Genomic DNA, 23,554 nt, shown 5'->3' on the forward strand with positions numbered 1-23,554 from the left:
CCGTCTTTATAATCTTTTTCCTCTATTACATTTCCGTCTTCATTATAAGTGATCCATATACCAATTTTTAGGCTAGCATATTTTCCCGCGTAATCTGGTTTATCCGTTAATTTATATGTTCCCTTTTCTTTTATTATTCCATTTTCATAAAATGATTTCCATTCACCAATAGGTTGATCATATCGAAACTCACCTAATGATTCAGGCTCTCCATTTTTGTAATATGATTTCCAAAGACCGGTTTTTGAAAATTTTAAATTAGAAAAATCATATATTTTTTTAGGAGTTCGCAAAGTATCAACTATAACTATCCCTTTGGCATATAGTTCTCCTGAAGCATAGGTTATTGTTCTTTGAAAAGTATATGGTTCTTTTTGTTTTTCGACTATAAAGCCTTCGTCCTTAATTTTTAATTCTTTTAATTGATAATTGTATTGCTCAACATATGTAGTATCACTAACCATTCTTAGTGAATATCTAATCCGTTGTTTATCATCATAAGCTATAAGTCCTGTTTTTTCTTCGTTTTTGAACTTCCTTTCAAATTCTAACACCCCTTGTTTGTACATTTTTTCTGATACCAATTTACCATCAAAATACTTTTTTTGAGAAGATATTTTGCCCGCATCATAACGATCTAGATAACCTTCTCCCGTGAAGGTGGTTTTTCCTCCACAGGAATGGTAGGGCACATTACTTCCTTTATTAACTAGTATTCCGTCTTCAGAATAAGAGGCAAACTTTTGGTCAGTAATGTTATCATTAGCTATGTAGGTGACATTGCAAATACTATTTCCCATTTCATCTAGTACGGTCCAAGGGCCAAACTTATCTCCATTTTTATAGGCTCCTTTTTCCTTAATTAGATTCTTTTCATAATTATAATAAGATATAAAAGGACCATTTCGGTAATAATCATTTTTATCTTGAGTAAATGTGGTGATTGATTTTATTGTAAAATATCCCCCATGATCATAATAATCCAGCTCTTCACAGACGGCATTATCTTTGGTATAGGTGCATTTTTTAAGCAAATTAGGGTTACGGCTACCATATTCTTCCCAAATACCTGTCTTAGTACCATTTTTATAGCTCCCTTTAGTTTCTACCGTACCATCATACTTATACAACAAATATTCACCATCTGTTTTGCCATTTTCATCAATAGTTTTTTTCTCTTTTAATGTACCATTGCTGTGGTAGGACTTTTGAACTCCAACTTTTGTTCCGTTTTTATAGGTATGTTCTAAATTAGGGATACCATCAGTATAAAAATATTTTTGTAAACCGTCTTTTTTACCATTTTTATAATAAAAAGCCTTTTTAAGCTTACCACTACCATTATATTCTAGTTCTTGGCGGATATAATTGTTGTGTTCATCAAGATAATTTTTTATTTCTGATGTTAGTTGGTTCTCATAGAAGCTTTTTTTTATGGTTGTAGTCCCATAGGTGGTTACCTCATTATCTTTGGTATTGTCTTCATTGTAAACAATTTCAGTTGTAACGTTACCCAAACGTGCGTCTTTCTTTATTTGTTTTTTAATTTTATAGGTTTCTTCCAGTTCTCCCTCATAAAAGCTCATAACTAGATTTATAGTACCCAGATCAGGATCATTATAGTTTTCTTTAATTCTATAATCTGATTGTAGCTCTCCCTCGTCATATTCTTGTTCAATATTAACGATGCCTAACTCTGGGTCGTCATAACTTTCTTTAAACCGGGTCTCCCATGTCAAAACACCTTCTTTATCATACTCACCAACAGCTTTCATTTTTCCGTATGTTGTATCTTCAATCATGGTGTTTTTTTCGAAAAACTCATAATTAATCTCATCAGTATAGTTTTTATATACTTTTACCAAGGTGACTTCACCTAAGGTAGCATGCTGTACTATTTCTCTGGTTTTTTTTTGGGCCTGAAGTATAGTAGAAAATGAGAAGAGTATTAAAAGGAAAATTGCAGGTTTTATGTGCATTATTCGTGATTTGTTATTTCTATTGGTGCAGATAATAAAATCATCCATATTCATTAGATTATTGTATTTGAAGCATTTTTTTACAATGTTAAATATTTTCGATCATATTTTCTGTATTTGAAGATGATTATACTAATGAAAATAAAAGCTAATAAATGAGTAAAGGATAGTAGAAGACTAGAGATTGCCACAAGATGTTTTAGATACTAATGATCTAAATATAAAGTAAACAGGTAGTTACAGGGGTGCTCACTAGTTTCTATTTGACAAATAGGACTTCTTGAATTCTCTAAAGTCGATTTGTCCAAGAATATAGAAAAGGTGCTATTTGCGTTTTAAAATCCATTTAGGGTTAAAACTCTTATAAACCTTTATAGAGCATTCTTTATCTTAATCTAACTTATTTTCAATCACATAATTCCCCCAGTCTACCATAGATTGTATTACAGGGACCAAAGTTTGTCCAAACTCAGTTAAGGAGTATTCTACTTTTAGTGGTGGCTTTGAGGTATACACTTTCCGCTTGATAATTCCATCATTTTCTAATGTCTTTAACTGTAAACTCAATGTACGCTCAGTAACTGTAGGCATTGTTTTTCTCAGTTCATTATAGCGCAGCGTGGTATACTTCAAGTTGTTCAAAATTACTGCCTTCCATTTACCCCCAATAATGCCCATCACTAAACTGGTACAGCAGGGATATTCTTTTCCGTTAAAGGTGTACATATTTCAAATTTAATTAAACTATCATTTTTGACCGTTATTGCAAAGATAGAATAATATACTTACTATTGTAACTATATTAAGTATAGTAAAAATCCATTAAAAATGAAAGCACCCATTATTTTAAAAAAAGATACACTATGAACGCTATTTTAATTGATAGTATTGGTTACGGTGGTTTGATCATCAATTTATATTCTATGTCTACCAAAGGAGAGTATAAACTACGATTAATCTCACTAATCGCTAATGTAATTTACATTATATACGGCGTATTAATTATTGCAACTCCGATAGTTGTAGGGTGTACTATTGCTGTATTTCTTCATGGGTATCATCTTAGACGATTGAAAATTAAAAAGAACAACAATGATTAAAATACAAATTGCGAAAGAAGCAGATACAGAAGTTTTAGCACTTTTAGGAAGAGTAACCTGGGCAGAATCTCATGGTCATTATATAGATGATAAAAAGAACCTATTACAATACTTAGATGAGAATTTTTCGGTTTCTAAAACCAAACAAAATATAAACAATCCTAAGAACCTTTTTTATATTGTTTATGTTGATGACTTACCTGTTGGTTACGCAAAATTAGTTATAAACGAAGGATGCGAAAGTATTACCTCCCAAAACACTGTTCGCCTTGTAAGGATCTTCATTTTAGCCGATTTCATCCCATTGAAAATAGGGCAACAACTACTAACTTTTGTTGAAGAGAAAGCTAAAGCATTACAATTAGAAACCATGTGGCTTTCGGTTTACATAAAAAACGATAGAGCCATTAGATTCTACGAGAAAAATAAATTTATAAACGTTGGAGAATTAAATTTTATCGTCAATGGAGAAGGATATAACAATATAGTATTCTCTAAAAAAATATAAAACACCAGTTCGCTATTTCATTAAAAATGCACTTCGGTACATTTTCTTAACCAAATAGCGAAACTATATATACTCTTTTATTTTGCAATAGGTGCGCTCATACAGTGATCAGGTATCCCAAATCCATCGATTAATATTCCTAAATGTGGTCGCAATTCTGTACAGAGTCGTTCTACACGTTGGCGCATTGCTTTCGACTTCGTTCCGCTAATATAGCCTTGTTCTAAATACCAAGAAGCATCTTTGCGCAATTCATGCAATGCATACAAAACGCCTAATTTTTGAAATAACAACCTATTTTTTTCATCTTCAATGGTATCCGTAAAATCTACAAACGTAGCATACGCCAATTCTACGCTATATGCTTTGCCCAAAGCCAACAGATGTGTTTGTACCTTTAAAAAAGCCTGATATGATGGCATTCCTTTTTTTACATAATCTCGAATTCGCATTGCAATTGTATAGGTCAGTCTTCTGGTACGAAAATCAAAAGCGTGTTTATGAAATTTTGAACTATATAAATGGTCTTTATCCACATTATTGGTGTATACAGGATTAATAGTATTTAATTTATCCCCAATTCTTGCACCTAATAATTTAAGTACAGCGGTAAAACCAGCACTATTAAATTCTGATTTAAAATCTGATAAAACACCCTTGGCAGCTAATTGAAGTAGCACATGGTTATCACCTTCAAAGGTTGTGAATATATCGACATCGCCTTTTAGATCCGTGATTTGATTTTCCATCAAATATCCTTTCCCGCCACAGGCTTCTCGACATTCTTGTATGGTATCATTAGCAAACCATGTAATGATCGATTTAAGTCCAGCGGCTTGTGTTTCTATTTTTCGCTTGTCCTGCACTGTCGTGTCACTATATGCTTTCATCATATGCGTAAGCGTAATGTCATAGACATAACAGCTAGCAATTGCCGGAGTCAAGCGTAATTGGTGAGTTGGGTAATCCATTAACAGATCTTCCTGAATCTTTATACTGTCATTAAATTGTCTTCTTTTTAACGCATGTTTTACGGCAATCGCCAATGCTTTTTTGGCACCACCAAGTCCAGCACGTGCAACACAAATTCTACCACCAACCAATGTGCCCAACATGGTAAAAAAACGTTTGCTAGGGTTTTCGATATCAGAGTGGTAGGTGCCATCTGGTGTAATATCCCCATACTTATTTAATAAATTCTCTCTTGGTACTTGTACTTGATGAAACCAGATTTTACCATTATCCACTCCATTCAGACCAAGTTTATAACCGTTGTCTTCTATAGCAACACCAGGCATTAATTTGTGTTCTGCATCACGAATAGGTACCAAAATAGCATGAACACCATGGTTTTTTCCTTCTACAATTAATTGAGCAAAAACAGAAGCCATTGATGAGTGCAAGGCATTTCCTATATATTCTTTGTTATCATTTTTTCCTGGTGTGTGAATAAATATACTGTCTGTTTCCTTATCATAGGTCGCTGTCGTTTTTACACCTCTTACATTAGATCCATGCCCTGTTTCGGTCATCGCAAAACAACCCAAAAGTGTTGCTTTTCCGGTTTCAGATAAATACGCATCATGATGTTTTTTAGTCCCTAATTTTTGAATACTTCCTCCAAAAAGACCAAACTGTACACCAAATTTTACAGCCATACTACCATCTACATACATCATATTTTCAAAAATCGCCGCATATCCGGGCATATTTTCTGTTCCTCCATAAGGTTTGGGGTAGGCCATAGCACCATATCCCTCTTTAGCCAAAAACGCCACCTGTTTTAATACATGTGCTCTAAATGTTTCCTTATCTCTTTTAATATCCCATTCAAAAATGGGGTCTTTTAATACATTTCTAAAAGCATCAATAACGACAGCATGTTCTCCTTTTAATATCGCATCTATTTCAATGGGATTGTAATACGTAGACGTACTTTCTTTTACAACCTCTATTTCAAATAAATGCTTATAATGGTTTGGTTGAATACCAAGATTAATTTCAATGTCTTTCAAATACGAATTGAATGGACATTCGGCAAAATGATGACAAACCATTTTTTGACTAAATGTAGAAAGCGGATACGTATCACTTTCTACTAACTTTATTTTAGAGTTAGAAATTACTTTCTTCCAGTTTTTAAGTTCTTGATAGGCAGGAGGTGCCTTTTTATCTAAATATTTTATAAGGTAGCTACGATCTTCTTTTTTCAGTGTGTCATCATATTCGATTGCTTTTTTTACTACTGAGACTTCAGAATATGACAATAAATCATCAGACCAAATCACATAAAAAAAAGGAATATATTGTAAAATACCAGGAGAATAAATTTTTGCTATCATACGCTAAATTTACGATGATATGACTTTATAAAACAGGGAAGTGAAAAAAAAATTTTTTTTAATAAGTGAACTTAGGATTAGTCATCAAAATCAAAGGCAGGGAAGAAATAGTCTTTTTAATGGGTAATCACTTGGTATGAGAGTCAATGGCCGCTTAGGTTGTAGTTTTAATAATCTGATGTAGGTTGCTATTTTACGATTCTATAGCAGGTTCATCAAATACTTCATTCTTTTCTGATGAAAATTTCTAAAATGATTTATATTACACTTTTATAAAAAAGCTTATTTCATGATACTAAAAAATCTAATGGATACTCCTCCTGGTCCTTTGCTTGAGGAATATCTATTGATACCTCATAGCGATATTACTATAAATTTTGGAGAAGATGATTATGGAGAATATGGGTTGAGTAGAAGTTCTTTAGAATGGTGTATTTCAGAAGAATCTATAAGAGATTTAAAAACCTTTGATGATCACAGATTTGATGAGGGGTTAGAGCTTGAATTTTCACCCTACAGGGGATTGAAATCAAAAGAAATTACCATAAATGATAAAAACATAGTGATGCCAGAACTTGCCAAAATTGAGCAAGAACCACTTCGGTTACCTGATTTTAGTTATGTTAAGGGTAACAAAACACTTATTGTTTCTGATAAATTTTTCAATTTATTGTCTTTATCAAAAAAAACGGGTAGCGGTTCAGGGAAAGCAATTTTAACGGATGCTTTTGGCACCAAACATGATGGGTTTCATTATATTTCTTTTCATAACCCTTTAAGTGTAATTCAATTAGAAAAGAGACTCAATAGGGTAGAAGTAAGCCAAAGACCTTTTATATACCTTAGTTATAAAAAACACTTTTTTGATAATCAGTGGTTGGACCAAGAGACGGTTTTAATTCATAAAGATCATTTAGAGAGATTTCATCAAGAAGGTATCACGGGTTTGTATCCGGAGTTTTACCAAAAAAAGGAAGATGAAGATGGTGTGCTTCAACATGAAATAAAAGAAATATATATCACCTACAAGAGTTTAGAAAATTGGCAATCTAATACTTATGAAATTTATATGCCCGGTAACTAATATTTTACTATGATTTTTAAGAGAGAAAAGAACTATTCTGAAGAAGAACTTACTTTAGCCATTGATAATTTAAATGCTACTAAAAACATAGACGGATATACATTTCCCGATACAGAAATTAGAGCAAAATCGGTCAAGATAATTTGTTCTGCCAACTACAGTTTATTTTCCAAAAAAATGTTGAAAAATATATGTAGTTATATAAAGAGTTCCCCCGCGTATATAAGTGCTGACTTGATTGAAGATGAATTTGGAATTGAATTTGACCAAATGAATACTGATTTTGAGGTGAATTACAAAGGTAAATACACTTTTGTACCAAACAAATGGTTGCCTAAAGTACTGGTTCAGGAGCGAAATTTATTTGGAAAAATAATAGGATTTTTTCTTCAAAAAGCACCTCCTTTTAAGAAAAAAACGAAAATTAAGAATATTAATATTCCGATGATGAATTTTTCAAAAGGCAAAATGAACAGACTGGAATTGGATAATGTAGTTTTGTATACATCTAAATTCCAAAAGATGGAGCTAGAAACTATTATGTTTTATGAATCGGATTTGTCTGGTGCAAAATTTAGTAAATGTTCGTTATCAAGTGTTCGCTTTATTGATACAAGCCTAGATGATGTAGAGTTTATTGACTGTGATTTTGATCAATCAGAAGTACAAAATGTAGAAAATACTACGTTTAAAGATTGTGTTTTTTATGAAACCAATTTTTTTCACTGCAAAGGTGAATTTATAGGCATAGAAACTTGTGATTTTGAAGGCTGCTGGTTTTCTTTTTGTGATTTAGGAAAAGTAACAAATCTAACACAAGAACAATTAAATTCTTGTTTAGGAGACGATAATGTTGTACTCCCTAAACATCTCAAAAAACCAGATTTTTGGCCTAAGAAAGCAGATGTATATACCTGGGATACTTGGTTAGAAAGCGGTGAAATAAACGAGTCTAATGCGACATTAGCGTACGAATAAAAGTAACTGGGTTATAATGCACTCAAATATTGATTCAAATCAACCTCTTTATCTAAATTAAGCTTCTTTTTTAAGCGATACTTACTTTTTAAAACACTATCAGGCAATACATTGAGCATAGAGGCAATTTCTTTTGTAGATAGATTCATACGCAAAAATGATGCTAAACGCATTTCTTTTTCGCTAATATCAGGGTATATTTCTTTAAGTTTATGATCAAAATTGTTGTGTACTTCAGAGAAGTATGACTTAAATACTTCCCAGTCTTTATCTTCAGCATTTTCTTTTTTTAGTAATAAGACCAATCGACGGAATTCTACTTTAAATAACTCTGGTGATTTTTTGATTTTTTCTAGATTCTCTTTGAGCTCTTGTATAAATGCCTTTTTCTGAACTAAATGAAGGGTTTGTGATGCTAACTCTTTTTTCTTAAACGCGATCTCTTGCTTTAATAACATTTCTTGTTTTTCTCGTTCTGTTTTATTTTTTTTAATACGTTGTTTAAAACCAAAAAATAATAATCCAGAAATAGTCAAAAAAGATACCATTCCGGTACCATAAAGGGTTTTCGTAAGCTTGTCATTTTCGGCTTGCACATTCAGTGTTTTTATTTCTTTTTCTTGCAGCGTAATTTGAGTTTCTTTTTTTTCTAATTCAAACATCGTGCGGAGTTCTTCAATAGTCTTTATCTTTTCTTTATTTAATATAGAATCAGATAGGGTATGATACCTTTTAAAAGTTTCTAGTGCTAACCCCGCTTTACCTTGTTTACTATAAGCATCGCTTAGGTTTCTTAATGCCACTCGTTTAATAGATATGTTTTTATTTTTTATAGCATAGTTTAATGCATTGGTTGCATATGTGATTGCTTTTGAAGGGGTGTTTTCTAGTAAGTATATTTTGGCTAATTTATTTTCTGATATAGCAATACGGCGCAAAGCATTGATAGAAGTTGAAATATCGATTGATGTATTTAAATTTTTAATAGCTAAATCATATTTTTTTAAACCAATGTACGATTCGCCAATATTTGTATAAGATGCAGCTTTAATACTAAGAACTTTTGCCTCATCACTTTTTTTAATACTTTTATTCAGGTATGCTAATGCTGTATCTTCTTGGTTTAGTAGATTATACATAATACCCAAATCATTCAGTATTTGTGCCTGATAATATACATCCTCATATACTTCATAAATTTCTAAAGCCTTTTCGTTGTAGTTTATGGCTTTTTCTATGTTGCCTAGATTATGTTCTACCGTTGCCAAATGATTATAGCAATCTGCAATACGAATAGAATCACCTAACGTTTCAAAAAGATGTAAACCTTTTAAAGCATTAGCTAACGCAATTGAGTAATAGCCTTTGTTTTGATTGATCGTACCTTTAAAATCATATGCTAAAGCTACGCCCATAGAGTCCTGATGTTTTATGGTATTTTCTAAATCCATATCATTAATACTATCGGCTTCATTTAATTTTCCTTGTGAGTACTCTAGTATTGCCAGACCTCTATATGCTTTGGATACACATGTGGGGTCATTTAAATCTTTAGCTAATTCTAAACTTGAAGTATAATAATACTTAGCTGAGTCTAATTGGTCTAGGTTGTTATACACGACTCCTAATTGATATAAGCCTAGACTTTTCCCTTTTTTAGAGTTGATTTTTTTAGAAATATCAAGTAATTCAAAAGCATACTTTTTTGCTTTATCTGATGAGCGATACATGTAATAATTAACAATATTGTTTGCTGTATTAATTTTTACAGTATCTAATGATTGATTTTGATACATGGCCAAAAGACTATCAATTGTTTTTTTATTTTGACCAAAAAGAGATGCTGTCAGTACTGATAAAATTAAAAAAAATAATAGTTTCGTTTTCATGAGTGGATTGGTTTCTTGTCAATCTAAGATAGTATAATATCTATTCAATATATACATGTTGTTTTTTCGGTAAAATACGCTTGTCCATAAAAAATCTATGCTATTGTATTCTTTGTAATACTTTTTTGGATTAATAAATCCTTGTAAATCAAATATTTAAATTATTTTTTAAAATAAGGGATATATGCAATGTCCATAGGAGAACAAGGCAGTTTTGATATCGTTTGTCCATAGTTTGTCCATACTTAAAATTAGTTTTTACTCGTGTTCCTATCTAGTTTTGAAGTGTTGAATCACAAAAACAAGACTAATTATGAAAACAAAGCTATTAACAATTGGAAACATTATTTACAGTACATTTTTTTTAATCACGCTACTTTGTTGTACCGGATGTAGTAAAGATAATACAGATGACGGCATCGTTTCGGGAGAAACACTAGAAGACCTAAATGAGCTACTAGCCGATTTATCAAATTTTGTTCAACCCGAAGTGTCCATCGAAGAACTTGTTCAAGAAGAAGCTCCTGTAAGGGAAGGAGAACGTAATGAATGTGTAGTCAAAACCTACAAAATGGCACCCGGTTTTAATGAAATGATTTTACTTGATCCTACAAGTGATGTTATTTATCCCGGAGCGATGCTAAAAGGAGAATCCATACCAACAGGAGAATATATTGGGATCACTGGTGGCAGAGCACCAATCACCTTGTCATGTTCATTAGAGAACTTAAACGGGAAACCGTCTACGGTAATAGAAAATCCGAATATATCTACGGTTAGGGAAGGCGTAAAAGATATGTTACAACAGGGTGTAACGGGGTCTGCTTCTGCTAAAGTGAATTTCACTACTGAGGAAGTATACTCAGAGGAGCACTTAAATATTGCTTTAGGAGCTAGTTATACCAAAGGAAAAAATAGTGTATCAGGTTCATTTAATTTCAATAGTTCTGAGACAACGTATAAGTATGTTATTAAATATTTACAAGTATACTATACCATAGATTTAGCAATTGAAGAAAGTGAAAATCCAGGAAAACTCTTTACTGCTGTTCCAGATTTGAATGCTACCAGTCCAGTAATTGTATCTTCTGTTAAGTATGGAAGAATGCTCTTATATACTGTAGAAACAAATTCTAGCTTTACAGATACCCAAGCAGCATTTAATGCAGCCTTTAGCGGAGGCGAGGTCAATGGGCAAGGGGAGCACCAAAGTTTCTGGAATAGCTCTACAGTAAAAGCATTAGTACTTGGTGGGTCATCTGGTGATGCTGCACAAGTAGTTACAGGGCCAGAAGGTGTTTATAGTTATATTACCGAAGGTGGTGAATATTCTGTCGATTCTCCGGGGGCACCGTTAGGATATACCTTACGTTATATACGACCTGGTTTTCCTGTGGCAAATGTCGTGTTATCTAGTGAGTACAATATTAGAACCTGCTACCAAGCATACCAAAAATATGGAATTCAGCTTCATGGTTTAAAAATGGTCGATAGTAATGGCGACAATAGTATAAACTTACATGGGTACATGAAAGCCGAAATTTTTCAGGGGGGCAGTTTAAAAGGTAGGGTGTCCTATACCAGAACTTCAAATAATTATATAACCGTAGATGAAGATGTATTTTGGTCTATTCCATCTAATGATGATACATTGGAAGTAGAACTGTATCTGCCCGATTTAGAAAACGATTATGTACTACTATCTGCTGAGTTTACAGAGGATGACGCATTTTCTTCTAACGAGTATCTCGGAAAAAAAGAAGAGAAAATTTTATTAAAGAATCTAGAGGATGGTAAAAACGATTATATCAGAGTAAACCTCACCGAAGACCCAGATATCGATTTCCGTACCTATTTTTATGCGTGGCGTGTTTATTAACAACTAAATATTTTAAACAGTCGGCACCTAATGTTGGTGATTCAACAACTTGGTGTCGGCTGTTATTTTGTAACTGGTATAGATTCAATACACTCAAATCGTATATAAAATCATACTGAGCAAGCACAAAGTGATGGTAGGAGAGAAGTGTAATACGTATCGAATAGGAGTTTACTATTATAACTTCGCTAAAACTTCTAATTTTTCAAAAACAATAACCTTATACATCGTACTAACTGGTAATTTTTTATCGTCGATTAACAAATGTGTTTTGGTGGCTTTCGTAACTCTATCCAAATTAGTAATGTATGATTTATGTGTCCGTTGAAAATTTTTAGATAATAGCGTAGTAATATTAATAAGTGTTTCAGAGATCAGGTACATTCTAGAATCGGTAAATATCTTCAGGTAGTTTCCAAAACTCTGTATGTATAGAATTGATTTAAATGGAATATTAATAGGTATGCCGTCATGTTTTATCTGAAGTTCGTCACTATCATTATTTTTTTCTGGTTGTATGAGTTTAGACGCCGTAACTTTATTGATGGCTTTTAGAAATCGTTCAATTTTTATGGGTTTCAATAGATAATCTACCACACCATAATTATAACTTTCTAAGGCATATTCAGAATAAGCCGTTGTCAATATTACTTTTGGTGGGTTAAGCATAGATCGTAAAATTTCCATGCCATTAAGTTCAGGCATCTCTATATCAAGAAAAATGAGATCCACCGTATTTCGCTGTATGAAATTGATAAATTCAAGCGGATTACCTGTACTTAATACTAATTCAAAGTTGTCAATTTTAGAACAATAATCCTCTAACACTTTACGTGCTAAAAGTTCATCATCTATAATGCCAATTCTAATCATGTACTATTTTTTTAATTTTGAAACGTCTAAATCTAAAGATAAATGTACGCAATAGACATTTTCTTTTTCTTCAATTTTTAATATATGAGCATCAAGATATAATAGATTTAAACGGCGCTTCACATTTTCAAGCCCCATTCCTTTTCTTTTAGACACAGCACCTATTGAAGGTATTGAGTTTTCTACACAAAAATTAAGGGTATTGTCTTTTACAGACACAGAAATATCAATGGTACTTTGCTCATTTGTGCTTTGTGCACCATGCTTAATCGCGTTTTCAACAAATGGGATTAGTAGCATGGGGGCAATCCTTAAATCTAATAAATCACCTTTAATTAAAAACTCAATAGTACAGCGTCGACTCAGCCTTTTTTCTTCAAGTAATAAGTAATTTTCTATAAACTCAAGTTCTTCTTTTAATAAAACGGTATCTTTTTTAGCACTTTCTAGCTGATACCTCATTAAATCTGATAATTGCATTACAACATCAGGAGTTTCTGGTGATTGTTGTCTAGAAAGTGAATAAATACTATTTAACGAATTAAATAAAAAATGAGGATTTACCTGCTCTTTTAAGTAGGTAAGTTCCATCTCCTTTTGCAGTTTGTCTTTTTCACTATTTTCTCGTTGAATGGCTATATTTCTTCTCAGAAAAAAAGCCGCCATTCCGGCTCCAGTTGCATAAATAAGAAAAAAGAACATTTTAGAAACATACACCCAACTAAACGTGTCAGATTTAGACTTTAAATAAGAGATAATGAATATGGTTGCAATCAGAAAGACACCGTATAAAAAATATCTTTTCTTATCATAGAATACAGGAATAAGAATAAAATGATTCATCCAAATAGTAATCATAATAACAACTGCATAACTCAGTTGCCAGATATAAAACTCATAATTACTATCCCATTTATCTCTAAAGAGCCATCCACCTAATATTTCTAGCATAGCTACCAACAGAAAGGCACCAATATTAATGAGAATTGTATTCTTTAACGACTTTTTTGCCATAAACACTTTTATTAAACGCTACTAAAGATACTATCTATAACTGTAAGTTTTCATAATTCTGTACAAAAGCGTTTTATCAATGACAACATGGTGTTGTCATTTAATTTTTGTGTTTATACAATTTTATAAATCAGGCCTGAATTAAGACTTATTTTTAAAAAACATTTAGGTACATAGAGCACTTTGCAAACCAGGTACTAGAAAATATAAGAATATCAATCATTAATACTAAAAGACAACTATGAAGGCAATTAAATTATTAGGATTATCCATCATTATGAGTATAAATATTGTTTTTGCACAAGAAAATAGTACAAACGCAAATTCACAAATAGTGAAAGGAACTTCTCTGGTAGTACCGCAGATTCAGGTCGTCCCTATAAAAGATACGAAGACAGAAAGGAACTATGAACTCTATATAGAACTGCCAGAAGATTATTCTGAGAACAGTACTAAAACGTATCCTGTACTTTATTACACAGATGCTATTTGGCATCTAGAAATGCTATCTGCATGCCAAGAATACATCCTTACTGATATTATTTTAGTCGGAATTTCGTGGCAATTAGATATCAATGAAGAGCAAAAAAATAAAGTCGGAGCCCATGTGAGTCGGTTCCGTGATTACTCGATAAGCAAACACAGCAATCCAGAAATTCAAAAAAAATATCAATTTGGCCAAGCCAAAACACATTTAGATTTTATTCAAAATGATGTGATTAAATATATTGATACTACCTACCGCACGGATCCGAACAGTCGTACTTATTTTGGATATTCATTGAGTGCTGAGTTTGGTGCATATATTTTAGTGACGCAGCCCGATACCTTTAATAATTACATAATGGGGAGTCCATCGATCAAAACCGAAATTCCTTTTTTAGCTGAGCTTAATTCAAAATTTGGACCGTATAAGTCATCAAATAAGAATTCGAGTATGAAGGCCAATGTTTTTATTTCTTATGGCTCCTTAGAAGAAGAGGAGGGAGTGAAAGCAATAGAGGAGTTCATTACCATATTAAAGGATAGAAGAGATGCTGGTTTGTCTGTTTTTAAGGAGGTGATCGACGGTACTCATCAAACAGCATTTCCTGCGACAGCAGTTCGTGCTGTAGGGTGGTTGTCATCATTGATGAGTCATGTATCGAGTTATGACAGCGATGTTTCCTTTTGGGATATTCCGCACCTCAATAATGCATATATTAATACAGCTCCAGAAGATAGAAAAGACGGAATAGTGGTTGATACATTAGCAGTGAATAGTAATGACCGAAACAAAATCCTTACATTGTCTCAAGAGATTTTTGATGGCACCTATGGAAACTATGATGCCTTGCTCATTTCGCACAAAAACAAATTAGTGTTTGAATCCTATTATAAGAAAGGGCGCATCAATGTACCACACGGACAAGCATCAGCAGTAAAAGCATATACGAGTTTGGTTTTAGGCAGAGCGATTCAAATGGGATACCTATCCCTAGAAGACCTACACAAACCCTTGATTAGTTTTCTCAAAGATCTTGAATTGACTAGGCTTGTAGATGGTGCAGAAAAAATAACACTTCATAAAGCATTGACAATGAAAGGAGGTTTGACCATAAATCGTGATACATGGAAAGACATTAAGAAGGATTCTATACGATTAAAAGGTCAAGGACTGGTACAGACACTTCTTGAGCAAAGTGAACCTATAACCAATGAGTCACAGACGTATTTGTATGGTAATTTTAATCCCATGTTGGTGATGACGGTGATTGACGCTGTGGTACCAGGAACGGCGCAGGACTTTATCAAGACCGAATTGCTAGACAAACTGGGGATTACAGATTATAAATGGTCTAATCATGTGAGTGGTTTGCCACAAGCAGGGTGGCGCGCAAGTATTATGTCTCGAGACATGATAAAATTGGGTAATTTGGTGCTCAATAAGGGTAAAATAAACGGCGAGCAACTTATTTCTGTAGACTATCTTGCCAAAGCCACAAGTGGGATTGTTAAGCCTACAGAAGATTGGATGCCTAAGGACTATCGGTATGGCTATTTTTGGTATCAGACACAAATAAAAGTAGGTGCTAAGAGGTATGATACTACATTTGCTTGGGGCGGCGGCGGACAACGTGTTATCGTGATAGAAGAACTTGATCTAACCATCGTAATTTCTGGTCATGATAGAGAAGATGATAAAATAATGACGCAAATTTCTGAAATCATTGTACCGGCTTTTGTTAAACACTAGTCTGGATAAAAAATAGCACCTATTATGTCGTTACAAAGCCATTGTGTATAATGTACTCGCGTTATGTAACTTGAGCTTTGGGACGACATAATTTTTAAGATTGAGAATCTTTAGAATTGTAGGCAATATGCCACGGTGGTTTTTAAACTGCTACATTTTTTTTTTGAAGCATCAACGAAAAAGAGTAAGTTTTATCGGGGCATTTTAAGTTAGAAATGGTATTACTTATACGAGCCAAGACAAAAGACGTTAGTATACGGGTAGCCCAGGATACCACCTTGTTTGAATCGAACCCATTTTTCATGTTTTTCTAGTGCCGACTGATGTTTAGAAACATGGGTATTATGTTTAGAACTAAATATGCGGAAAAACCGTAAGCAATTCTTGGTAAAAATCACTTTCTTTGCAAATAGGATCATCTTTTTTTCCTTGTTTTAAATTAGTTATGAATGTTTTAAAAAATAAAAGCCTAAAAATCAATTTGTTTTTTATAGAAAAACTTGGTTTTTTTCTCATTTTAATAAGTGGCTTATTACCGTTTGTACATACTTTTGTTAAAAAGAAAATCCTAGAGGATAGGTTTTGGGGATTTTCAAGTGTACATCAATTTCTTTATTCTTTTGGTGTTCATTTCAGTACATTTCTATTAGTAGTAGGTGTACTGCTTGCCATATCTGTTGTTAATAGTCCTACACGTTATAAAATTATACAAAAATACTTAAGGTATGCCATGGTATCTCCTTTTGTATCTGGAGTATTTTATTTATCATGGGTTTTTATACCCGAGGTGAACTATAATTATTTGGCATATACTTTCTTAGCATTTCTTATTTGCGTATTGTCGCTATTTGTTTTTCGTGAAATCCTCAAATATATAAGTTTACAAAAAAAGGTTGATTCAGAAAATAATAACAAGCTTAAAACCAATATAAGAAGGCTTACTAGTTTTTTAATTCTAGATGTTCGTAAGAAATATGTAAAAAACGGTGATCGGAATGAATATGCAAAAGATGTAATTAACGTTACAAAAAAGATTAAGTAAGGCATGAGTGTAAGAGATATTCTTAGAAATGAATTAGATGAAAAGAAAGAATATTTTTCTGAAGAAGCTTATAATGTATTAGTTACGGAGATTGTAAGTGAATTTGATAATGCCATAATAAGCAATCGGCAAGATAAAATTGAATGTAATGATATTAAATCTATAGATGCTAAAAGAGCCGAGGTCCTAACTCAAAATAGTATATCCGATATTTTGATAAGCTTAAAGAAGTTTGAGGAATCAAAAGGGTTTCTTAAGTCCAACATTAACTTAATTGGTATTGCTCATAAATTAAGTACGAATAGTAAATATTTGTCTAAAACGATTAATCTTCATAAGAAAAAAAGCTTTACTAAGTATATAACGGATTTACGTATTGAATACTTGTTAAACAGATTACAAAGTGATAGTAAATACAGAAATTATACAATAAAGGCGATAGCTCAAGAAATTGGATTTAATACTCCAAATACTTTTTCAAGAGCATTCTATAAAAAAATGGGGATGTATCCTTCTGAGTATATTAAAACTTTGGATTAACTTGCTTTTAGTAAGTTGTTTGTGCTTTTTTAGATTATATGTTTTATTGCTTCGTTTTCATGGAATTGTTACCACTACTTTTTGTTTAGAGTGTGATAACCGTTATAGTTTTGCCAAAAATTTAAAACAAATTAAATGGCATTAGAAAATTTAATAAGCATAAGCTTTACAGATCAAGAATTAAAAACTTTAGATGAGTATCTTTCAGGAGTTCAAACGATATTATCAGGAAAAACTATAAACCTTACTCCAGAGCAACGGCAACAATATGGTCGAATAGCAAATCAAAACAAGCTAATTGTAGATAAAGTAAAGGGACATATGGAGCAACATCCAGAATGGATTCCAAGGTTTTTAGATAAAGAAGAGTTTGATAAAGATTATGTTGCGAGAAAACAAATAGAAGATCGTGTGCAATTATTAGAAAATTTGTCCCAGCAATTGATTGATACTAAAACTTTACTCGATCATGATAATTATACAAATGCTCTTACTTTTTATAGAATGATGCGTTTTTTGGCAGGTGAGAATGAGCCTGGGGCAAAAACAGTATATAACGATATGAAAGTACTATTTAGCAAAACAAGTTCATCATCAGAAGAAACTGTTTCAGAATAAATTTAGAAAAAAACTGATTTTAAAAACCGCGTAAAGCGGTTTTTCTGTTTTATAGTTATTGTAGAATTCTATCTATAAGATTCATGCCCTCTGAAACTACTTAGAGCCCTTCAATCTATAAATGATGTGGTGAATCTTTTCCCTTTTTATCTATTACACAGTATTTAAAATGCATTTCGCAAGCTTTTAATCCTTGTTTATACATAATAAACCCCCATAAATAAGTAATGTGAAGTATTAAATAAGTATTTAAAAACCTTATTAGATCATTTAAAAGTTATTTGTTTTGGGGTATAGCCCCTATCATGGAGGTGTAAAATAGATGTTTTTGAGGAAAAAATGAATATTAAATGGTGAATCATTAGTGTTGTTAAGGCAGGTAACTATTATGAAACTATTTATAAGTTCTTTAGTAATGCTTAGAAGTCATTTTGAATGGGGTAAATACAGAAAAAAGTACTAATAATTCAGTGAAATAGAAGTGCGTTTTCACGGAATTGTAATAACTCTTTATTGCGTTAGAAGTTTTTCAGCTAGATATTTGAATCGTAGAAAATGACAGTAATGAAAACGAATTTAGAGAAGAATATAGGGAAAACAAAAGTTAGGGTTTTCGAACAAAAAGTCTTTGAGCGATTATCAATGGAACATGAAAATTTTAAATCAATATATGGTGGGTATGCTATTTTATTGAGTCATTGGATTAAGGATTGTTATAACAAAGGAGAGAGTGTTACCCAAGTAGTTAGGAAAATCAACGGGTCAGGATTAAAAACACAATTACGTATTAGAATAAAAAACCCCAACAGATGATCCTGAGTTCTAGAGTTGATTGATTGTGATTAACGCTTATAGTTTACTAAAAACATCGAGTACCTGACATCGTACCAGTACTTCAGAAGTCCCTGTTTACTAGTCAAAAATGTTCTGAGGAATGGTTCCCATTGGTAGTCAGGTACTCATATGTATTTATGAATAAAAAAATAACATGCTATTGTAACAAATCTAGCACAACAGACATAAACATATAGTGCTGTTTTTTTTGAATGGAAGGAATTTTAATACATGCACTTTTTTAGAAAAATATTTCAGAGTTTCAAAAAATGAAACAACTCTGTTTTAACATTGTAATGGAATTAGGAGGAATACATTTTTAATCTTTTAAAACGAAAACAAATGAAAAAATTAAACTATTGGGGCTTGGTGTTCTTTACACTTTTGTGTTTTGATATAGGCTATGCCCAGATCGAAGAAGAACAGGAAGTGGGTTTAACATGTGATCAAAAAGCTGATCTTTTGCAAAGAAATTGGGCAAATAGTGATCAATTTTCAGAGGAGCTAAAAAGAGAAATGTTAGAATATATCCAACCTTGTATTAATCAGGGTAATAGTGATGCTGATTATATGTACGCAACACTGGTGTTTCTACAAGAGACAACAACAGAAGAAACAGCAACGGGGGTATCAATTCTAAAACGATTGGCTGATGAGGATCGTAATGTTGATGCCATGCGAATGTTAGGTATTTATTATAAAAACGCCTTTGACATCCATACGATGAATCGTAGCAAATTAGATGCATATCTAGCGGAGTCTTTGTATTGGTTCGAAGAAGCCGAGGATAATGGAGATGATTTTTCTAAATATGCTTTGGGGTATTATTACCTAAAGGGATTAGGAAATACAGACCCTGACTATGATAGGGCGATGGAACATTTTGAGAGAAGTGATCAACCTATGGCGAAGCACTGGGAGGCAGTGATGCATTATTTTGGTTACGAAGAACGAGAAGATCAGGAAAAAGGTATCGAGCTATTGTTAGAAAATGACATCATTAATAGTCAAACCTTAGCTTCCTTTCTAAGTGAGCAACAGCCTACTGTTTATACCTTATCAGAAGATTATGAACAAGCAATCTACGAGTATCAAGAAGACATAAGCAGTTTACTGGTCGATGATCTAGTGGCTAATTTTTCAGGAGTATTTGCAGAATTTTGTTGGCAGGGTGAACAAATAAAAAGAGCAGCACCAATTAATATCAAATTTGAGCAAGGCTCTGATAACCATGAATTAGAATATCAAATTACACTCTTAGATACCACAATTACAGGTACGGGTCAATTTAGTGATAATACACTTTATTTAGATCATACGTTACCTGTAAAAAACATGTACAAAGACAATCCTGTAGCTGATTATATTACCTATCAGATCACTGATATTGTATTTGACGAAGTAAACGGTTCTTCTGATGATCCAGATATTATGGTGGGTAGGGTCAATGGGGCACTCCTAGAGTATAATGAACCGCTGCCACCAATTTTTGTCGCATTATATAAGGGGTCAAGCACCCCAGTAGATCCCGAAGATGTAGACTATCGTATCTATCCTAACCCTATGTCTTTTTACGTAAACGTTCAATATGATATAGAAGAGCTTAACACCACTTTTGTAGAAATCTATGATCAAATGGGAATACTCAAAGTATCATCCGATGTTTCTGTAGAAGAAAAAAGCGTGTCTCTTAGATTTGATGTTAGAGATTATCCAGAGGGTATTTACTTCGTAAAAATTCATATAGGTGACACCGTAATTGATGCTACTGTAGTCAAAGATTAATTCACACAAAAAAATAAGATGAAAACAATATATAGAGTATTGATATTAGGAATATGTCTAATAGCCATACAAAAGACACATGCCCAATTTGAAGAAGTAAAAGCTGCCAAAGCCGTTGGTGATAACGAAGAAATCGGCTTTAGCTGTTTCTGTAATTTTGTAAGTAACTTTTTGGCTTTTGAGCAAGCCTTGGCAGCCCAACAAGCCAATCAGCAAAGGGCATGGCTAGAAGGTCAGGAGAGCCTGTTAAAAACAGAAATTGAAGAACGATTAAATAGCCAAAGTTTTAATACGTTTGAAGAGGCGCAGGTTGCATTTTTTAGATCGTATGAGACCAATAGATTATCTCGTTATCAATACTATCCAGAGGTTAAATCATTGTACGAAGAAGAAACCCGCACAACCTCCTATGGTCGAAGCGAAAGCAAAATCTCACAAACTGCATTGACAGGTCGTCTTGATGATTTGAATAATGAAATTTTCGGAATCCCCGCAGTACATTTTTTTGGTGACATAGCATATGAAGGTCAAAAAATCAAGAACTTAAGCAGAGATCAACTTAAGGGGTATATAAACGAAGAAACAGATAGGTATAATACAGCACAAAACCTTTTAGAGAGAAGAAAAAAATATGATGCGCAGTATGCCATTGCTCAGGATGAAGACAGATTCGAAGACTTTTTGGCACAGAAATATATTGATCATTACCGGAGTCTTAGCTACGAATCCAGAATTCGTTTTATGACACGGCATTTAATCGCTCATAATAGCCCTAGTCGCTATGTGACGGTGATGCAATATCCCTTCGGTGAGGAATCCACAAAATTCAGTATCGGAGATCGGGATTATACCTATGACCTAAAAAACTTGCTTTCCTCAATACCAGCTTCTGTTATAGTCGATGATTATGAGATAGAAACCACAGAGGCGATCTACCAACAAATGCTCAATAGCCATGTAGGGCGATCTGGGCAAAGCAAAATCAATGGCAGTACTAGCCTAAACAAATATGCACGAGGTTTTTTTAAGAACACAAATGCAAATGCCATCGCCCTAGATCAATTAACAACTTTTATTGGGGATTACACATCGAGCAGAGATTTTACCCCTCCGGGGCATCAATTACTCAGAGCGAATGAAGGGGAGCTTCTGATTAATGACAGATTACAACCCGATATTGGGGTGTATGCCAATATAGATACCGAGGTAGAACTTTTCGACGGGGTGATTACGGTGGAGGCCTTTGGGGGGATACAGCATATGATGGCAGTCCTGTTTGACGGTTCAAATCTTGATTTTGAAGGAGGTGTAATTCGTCATTTTTTAGAAAATAATGATATGGAGATTCATCCAGATATCACAGATAGACAATTAGAACAAGTATTTACGATTACTGATGCATCATTGCTTGAGTACGATTTTATGGTTGACTATGTGTTGCCATTTGGTAGAGAGTTTATGCAAGATGCAACGTCTATGAGTCGTATTTTATCAGACCCCTTATATATGCGTGCTGCTGTAGAGATTATGCGCGGTGCAGATTATAAATTAAGAGAAATGGTTCCATTATTAATGTTATCAGATGAATTAGATTTTTCTTATGAGCAAGAAAGATGGTTGATTAATAATTATAAAGATTTGGCGATAAGTGCTTTTGGTTTGTTTGATAGCATGGAGCAATTCTATGAAGACGATGCACTAAAGCCATATTTTCATAATTTATATGAAGCTGATAAGAATAATAGTGTAGTATCAGTATCTCCGCTCGTCAAATACCCAAAAGATAAAGCAGAGCAATATAAAAATGATTACCCCCAACTTACAGAATATTTAAAAAATGAAGTTCCTAAAATAGCTAATAATGAAACTATTATTAATGAAATACATGAGTTAACTGATGCTCCATTTGAAGCAATCAAAGAAGCCTTACAATGGGGAAAAGGACCAGAGATTATTGTCCAGCAATTAGGGGGTGAAGGAAGAAGGGAGAGGTATGGAAGATATCTTGGTCATGTGATGCCAGAAGAAATTAACATCCTGAGAATAGATATTGATTTAGTAAACGATTTAGAAAATTTAAAAAATAGTGCTAAGTTTAGAGAGGAAATAGGTTTTTTAATTGCAGTAGCTATATTACATGAATATAATCATTTAGGGGATGTTGTTTTTGGTGAAGGTTTTTGGAGTGATGAGTTCTTTGAAGATCGACTAGAAGAAAATGAAGTTGGTATTATTTTTGAGAAAGCTGTATTTGGGGAGACTGTTTGGAGAAGTAATGTTGGGATTATGATGAGAAATTTCGGAAATTGGTAAAATTTAATCTAAAATATAAACTGATGAAAAAAGGTTTTGTACTGTTATTATTTACGCTCTTAAGTACAGTTATGTCTTTTGGTCAAGAAAATTCCTGTAAGGATACTAAATTATATCATATCCTTTTTGAAAAAATGAAGTTATATGAGAAGAAAGCTGCAAAAGTTGAAGTTGGTTATACCCCAGATAAGGCGATAATGAATTCTATAAATAAAATGGATATTTTTAATGATGCAGAACTAAAGCAATTTAATAATCAAACTAAGCACATAAATTATTCGGAATGCACTAAATTGAAAGATAAAATCCAATTAATAGAAAGTGATAGGAAAATAGGAGAAAATGGTGATTATATGTTATATATGTTTTCTGATTTATTTACATTATCTGATTCTAAAAAATGCATATTTATGTCGACAGCCATGCAGAGTATAAATTACAAAGGTGGTAAGGTTATAGGTGATGAAATAGTTTATATTTTTTCCAAATTAGAAAATAAATGGTCTTTAATAGATAAAAAAAGAGTAATTGAAAGCTATT

General features: G+C 32.8%; 19 protein-coding genes. 13 read left to right on the forward strand and 6 right to left on the reverse strand.

The window, feature by feature from the left end:
• On the reverse strand, window positions 1–2,027 hold a 2,027-nt coding region (locus tag DZ60_RS23590), incomplete at its 3' end, for a toxin-antitoxin system YwqK family antitoxin (protein ID WP_161634452.1).
• Window positions 2,028–2,369: 342 nt separating this feature from the next.
• The gene (locus DZ60_RS0121110; protein WP_025744006.1) at window positions 2,370–2,705 is read right to left on the reverse strand and encodes a winged helix-turn-helix transcriptional regulator; all 336 of its coding nucleotides are present in this window, start codon (window positions 2,703–2,705) and stop codon (window positions 2,370–2,372) included.
• A gap of 137 nt (window positions 2,706–2,842) precedes the next feature.
• Between DZ60_RS0121110 and DZ60_RS0121115 the strand changes: the two genes are divergently transcribed.
• Together DZ60_RS0121115 and DZ60_RS0121120 are read left to right on the forward strand one after the other, a co-directional pair.
• Window positions 2,843–3,079: a hypothetical protein gene (locus tag DZ60_RS0121115; protein ID WP_025744007.1), complete on the forward strand. Its 237-nt coding sequence runs from the start codon at window positions 2,843–2,845 to the stop codon at window positions 3,077–3,079.
• Window positions 3,072–3,587 carry a GNAT family N-acetyltransferase gene (locus DZ60_RS0121120; protein ID WP_025744008.1) on the forward strand — a complete coding sequence of 172 codons (516 nt, stop codon included), beginning with the start codon at window positions 3,072–3,074 and terminating at the stop codon, window positions 3,585–3,587. Before DZ60_RS0121115 ends, DZ60_RS0121120 begins: the two co-directional genes overlap by 8 nt.
• 77 nt (window positions 3,588–3,664) lie before the next feature.
• On the opposite strand, the gene DZ60_RS0121125 is transcribed toward DZ60_RS0121120, so the two are convergent.
• Window positions 3,665–5,929, reverse strand: coding sequence for an acyl-CoA dehydrogenase family protein (locus tag DZ60_RS0121125; protein ID WP_025744009.1), 2,265 nt, complete (start codon window positions 5,927–5,929; stop codon window positions 3,665–3,667).
• 289 nt (window positions 5,930–6,218) lie between these two features.
• Here DZ60_RS0121125 and DZ60_RS0121130 point away from each other — a divergent pair, with 289 nt between their 5' ends.
• Window positions 6,219–7,013 carry a hypothetical protein gene (locus DZ60_RS0121130; RefSeq protein ID WP_025744010.1) on the forward strand — a complete coding sequence of 265 codons (795 nt, stop codon included), beginning with the start codon at window positions 6,219–6,221 and terminating at the stop codon, window positions 7,011–7,013.
• 9 nt (window positions 7,014–7,022) lie between these two features.
• A complete protein-coding gene (locus DZ60_RS0121135) occupies window positions 7,023–7,991 on the forward strand; it encodes a pentapeptide repeat-containing protein (RefSeq protein ID WP_025744011.1) in 969 nt (322 codons plus the stop codon).
• An 11-nt stretch (window positions 7,992–8,002) separates the two neighbouring features.
• On the opposite strand, the gene DZ60_RS0121140 is transcribed toward DZ60_RS0121135, so the two are convergent.
• Window positions 8,003–9,880 carry a tetratricopeptide repeat protein gene (locus tag DZ60_RS0121140; protein WP_025744012.1) on the reverse strand — a complete coding sequence of 626 codons (1,878 nt, stop codon included), beginning with the start codon at window positions 9,878–9,880 and terminating at the stop codon, window positions 8,003–8,005.
• 313 nt (window positions 9,881–10,193) lie between these two features.
• On the opposite strand from DZ60_RS0121140, the gene DZ60_RS0121145 reads away from it, so the two are divergent.
• Window positions 10,194–11,759: a thiol-activated cytolysin family protein gene (locus DZ60_RS0121145; protein WP_025744013.1), complete on the forward strand. Its 1,566-nt coding sequence runs from the start codon at window positions 10,194–10,196 to the stop codon at window positions 11,757–11,759.
• Window positions 11,760–11,936: 177 nt separating this feature from the next.
• On the opposite strand, the gene DZ60_RS0121150 is transcribed toward DZ60_RS0121145, so the two are convergent.
• Both DZ60_RS0121150 and DZ60_RS0121155 read right to left on the reverse strand, forming a co-directional pair.
• On the reverse strand, window positions 11,937–12,632 hold the full coding sequence (locus DZ60_RS0121150; RefSeq protein ID WP_025744014.1) for a LytR/AlgR family response regulator transcription factor: 696 nt from the start codon (window positions 12,630–12,632) through the stop codon (window positions 11,937–11,939).
• Between the two features lie 3 nt (window positions 12,633–12,635).
• A complete protein-coding gene (locus DZ60_RS0121155; RefSeq protein WP_025744015.1) occupies window positions 12,636–13,646 on the reverse strand; it encodes a sensor histidine kinase in 1,011 nt (336 codons plus the stop codon).
• Between the two features lie 241 nt (window positions 13,647–13,887).
• On the opposite strand from DZ60_RS0121155, the gene DZ60_RS0121160 reads away from it, so the two are divergent.
• The 8 genes from DZ60_RS0121160 to DZ60_RS23595 form a co-directional block, all read left to right on the forward strand.
• Window positions 13,888–15,882, forward strand: a complete 1,995-nt coding sequence (locus DZ60_RS0121160; RefSeq protein ID WP_025744016.1) for a serine hydrolase — start codon at window positions 13,888–13,890, stop codon at window positions 15,880–15,882.
• A gap of 445 nt (window positions 15,883–16,327) precedes the next feature.
• Complete coding sequence (locus tag DZ60_RS0121170) at window positions 16,328–16,924, forward strand: hypothetical protein (protein ID WP_034230282.1); 597 nt, start codon at window positions 16,328–16,330, stop codon at window positions 16,922–16,924.
• 3 nt (window positions 16,925–16,927) lie between these two features.
• Window positions 16,928–17,464, forward strand: coding sequence for a helix-turn-helix domain-containing protein (locus DZ60_RS0121175; RefSeq protein WP_025744018.1), 537 nt, complete (start codon window positions 16,928–16,930; stop codon window positions 17,462–17,464).
• Window positions 17,465–17,599: 135 nt separating this feature from the next.
• Window positions 17,600–18,082, forward strand: coding sequence for a hypothetical protein (locus DZ60_RS0121180; protein ID WP_025744019.1), 483 nt, complete (start codon window positions 17,600–17,602; stop codon window positions 18,080–18,082).
• A gap of 564 nt (window positions 18,083–18,646) precedes the next feature.
• The gene (locus DZ60_RS0121185) at window positions 18,647–18,895 is read left to right on the forward strand and encodes a hypothetical protein (protein WP_152537493.1); all 249 of its coding nucleotides are present in this window, start codon (window positions 18,647–18,649) and stop codon (window positions 18,893–18,895) included.
• A 363-nt stretch (window positions 18,896–19,258) separates the two neighbouring features.
• Entirely contained in the window at window positions 19,259–20,701 is a 1,443-nt protein-coding gene (locus tag DZ60_RS0121190) for a T9SS type A sorting domain-containing protein (protein ID WP_025744021.1), read from the forward strand.
• An 18-nt stretch (window positions 20,702–20,719) separates the two neighbouring features.
• Window positions 20,720–23,014, forward strand: a complete 2,295-nt coding sequence (locus tag DZ60_RS0121195) for a hypothetical protein (protein ID WP_025744022.1) — start codon at window positions 20,720–20,722, stop codon at window positions 23,012–23,014.
• A 23-nt stretch (window positions 23,015–23,037) separates the two neighbouring features.
• Window positions 23,038–23,554, forward strand: a 517-nt coding sequence (locus DZ60_RS23595) for a hypothetical protein (protein ID WP_152537494.1), incomplete at its 3' end; no start/stop codon positions are given.

It is taken from the genome of Aquimarina pacifica (genome assembly GCF_000520955.1).
GTDB classification, from domain to species: domain Bacteria; phylum Bacteroidota; class Bacteroidia; order Flavobacteriales; family Flavobacteriaceae; genus Aquimarina; species Aquimarina pacifica.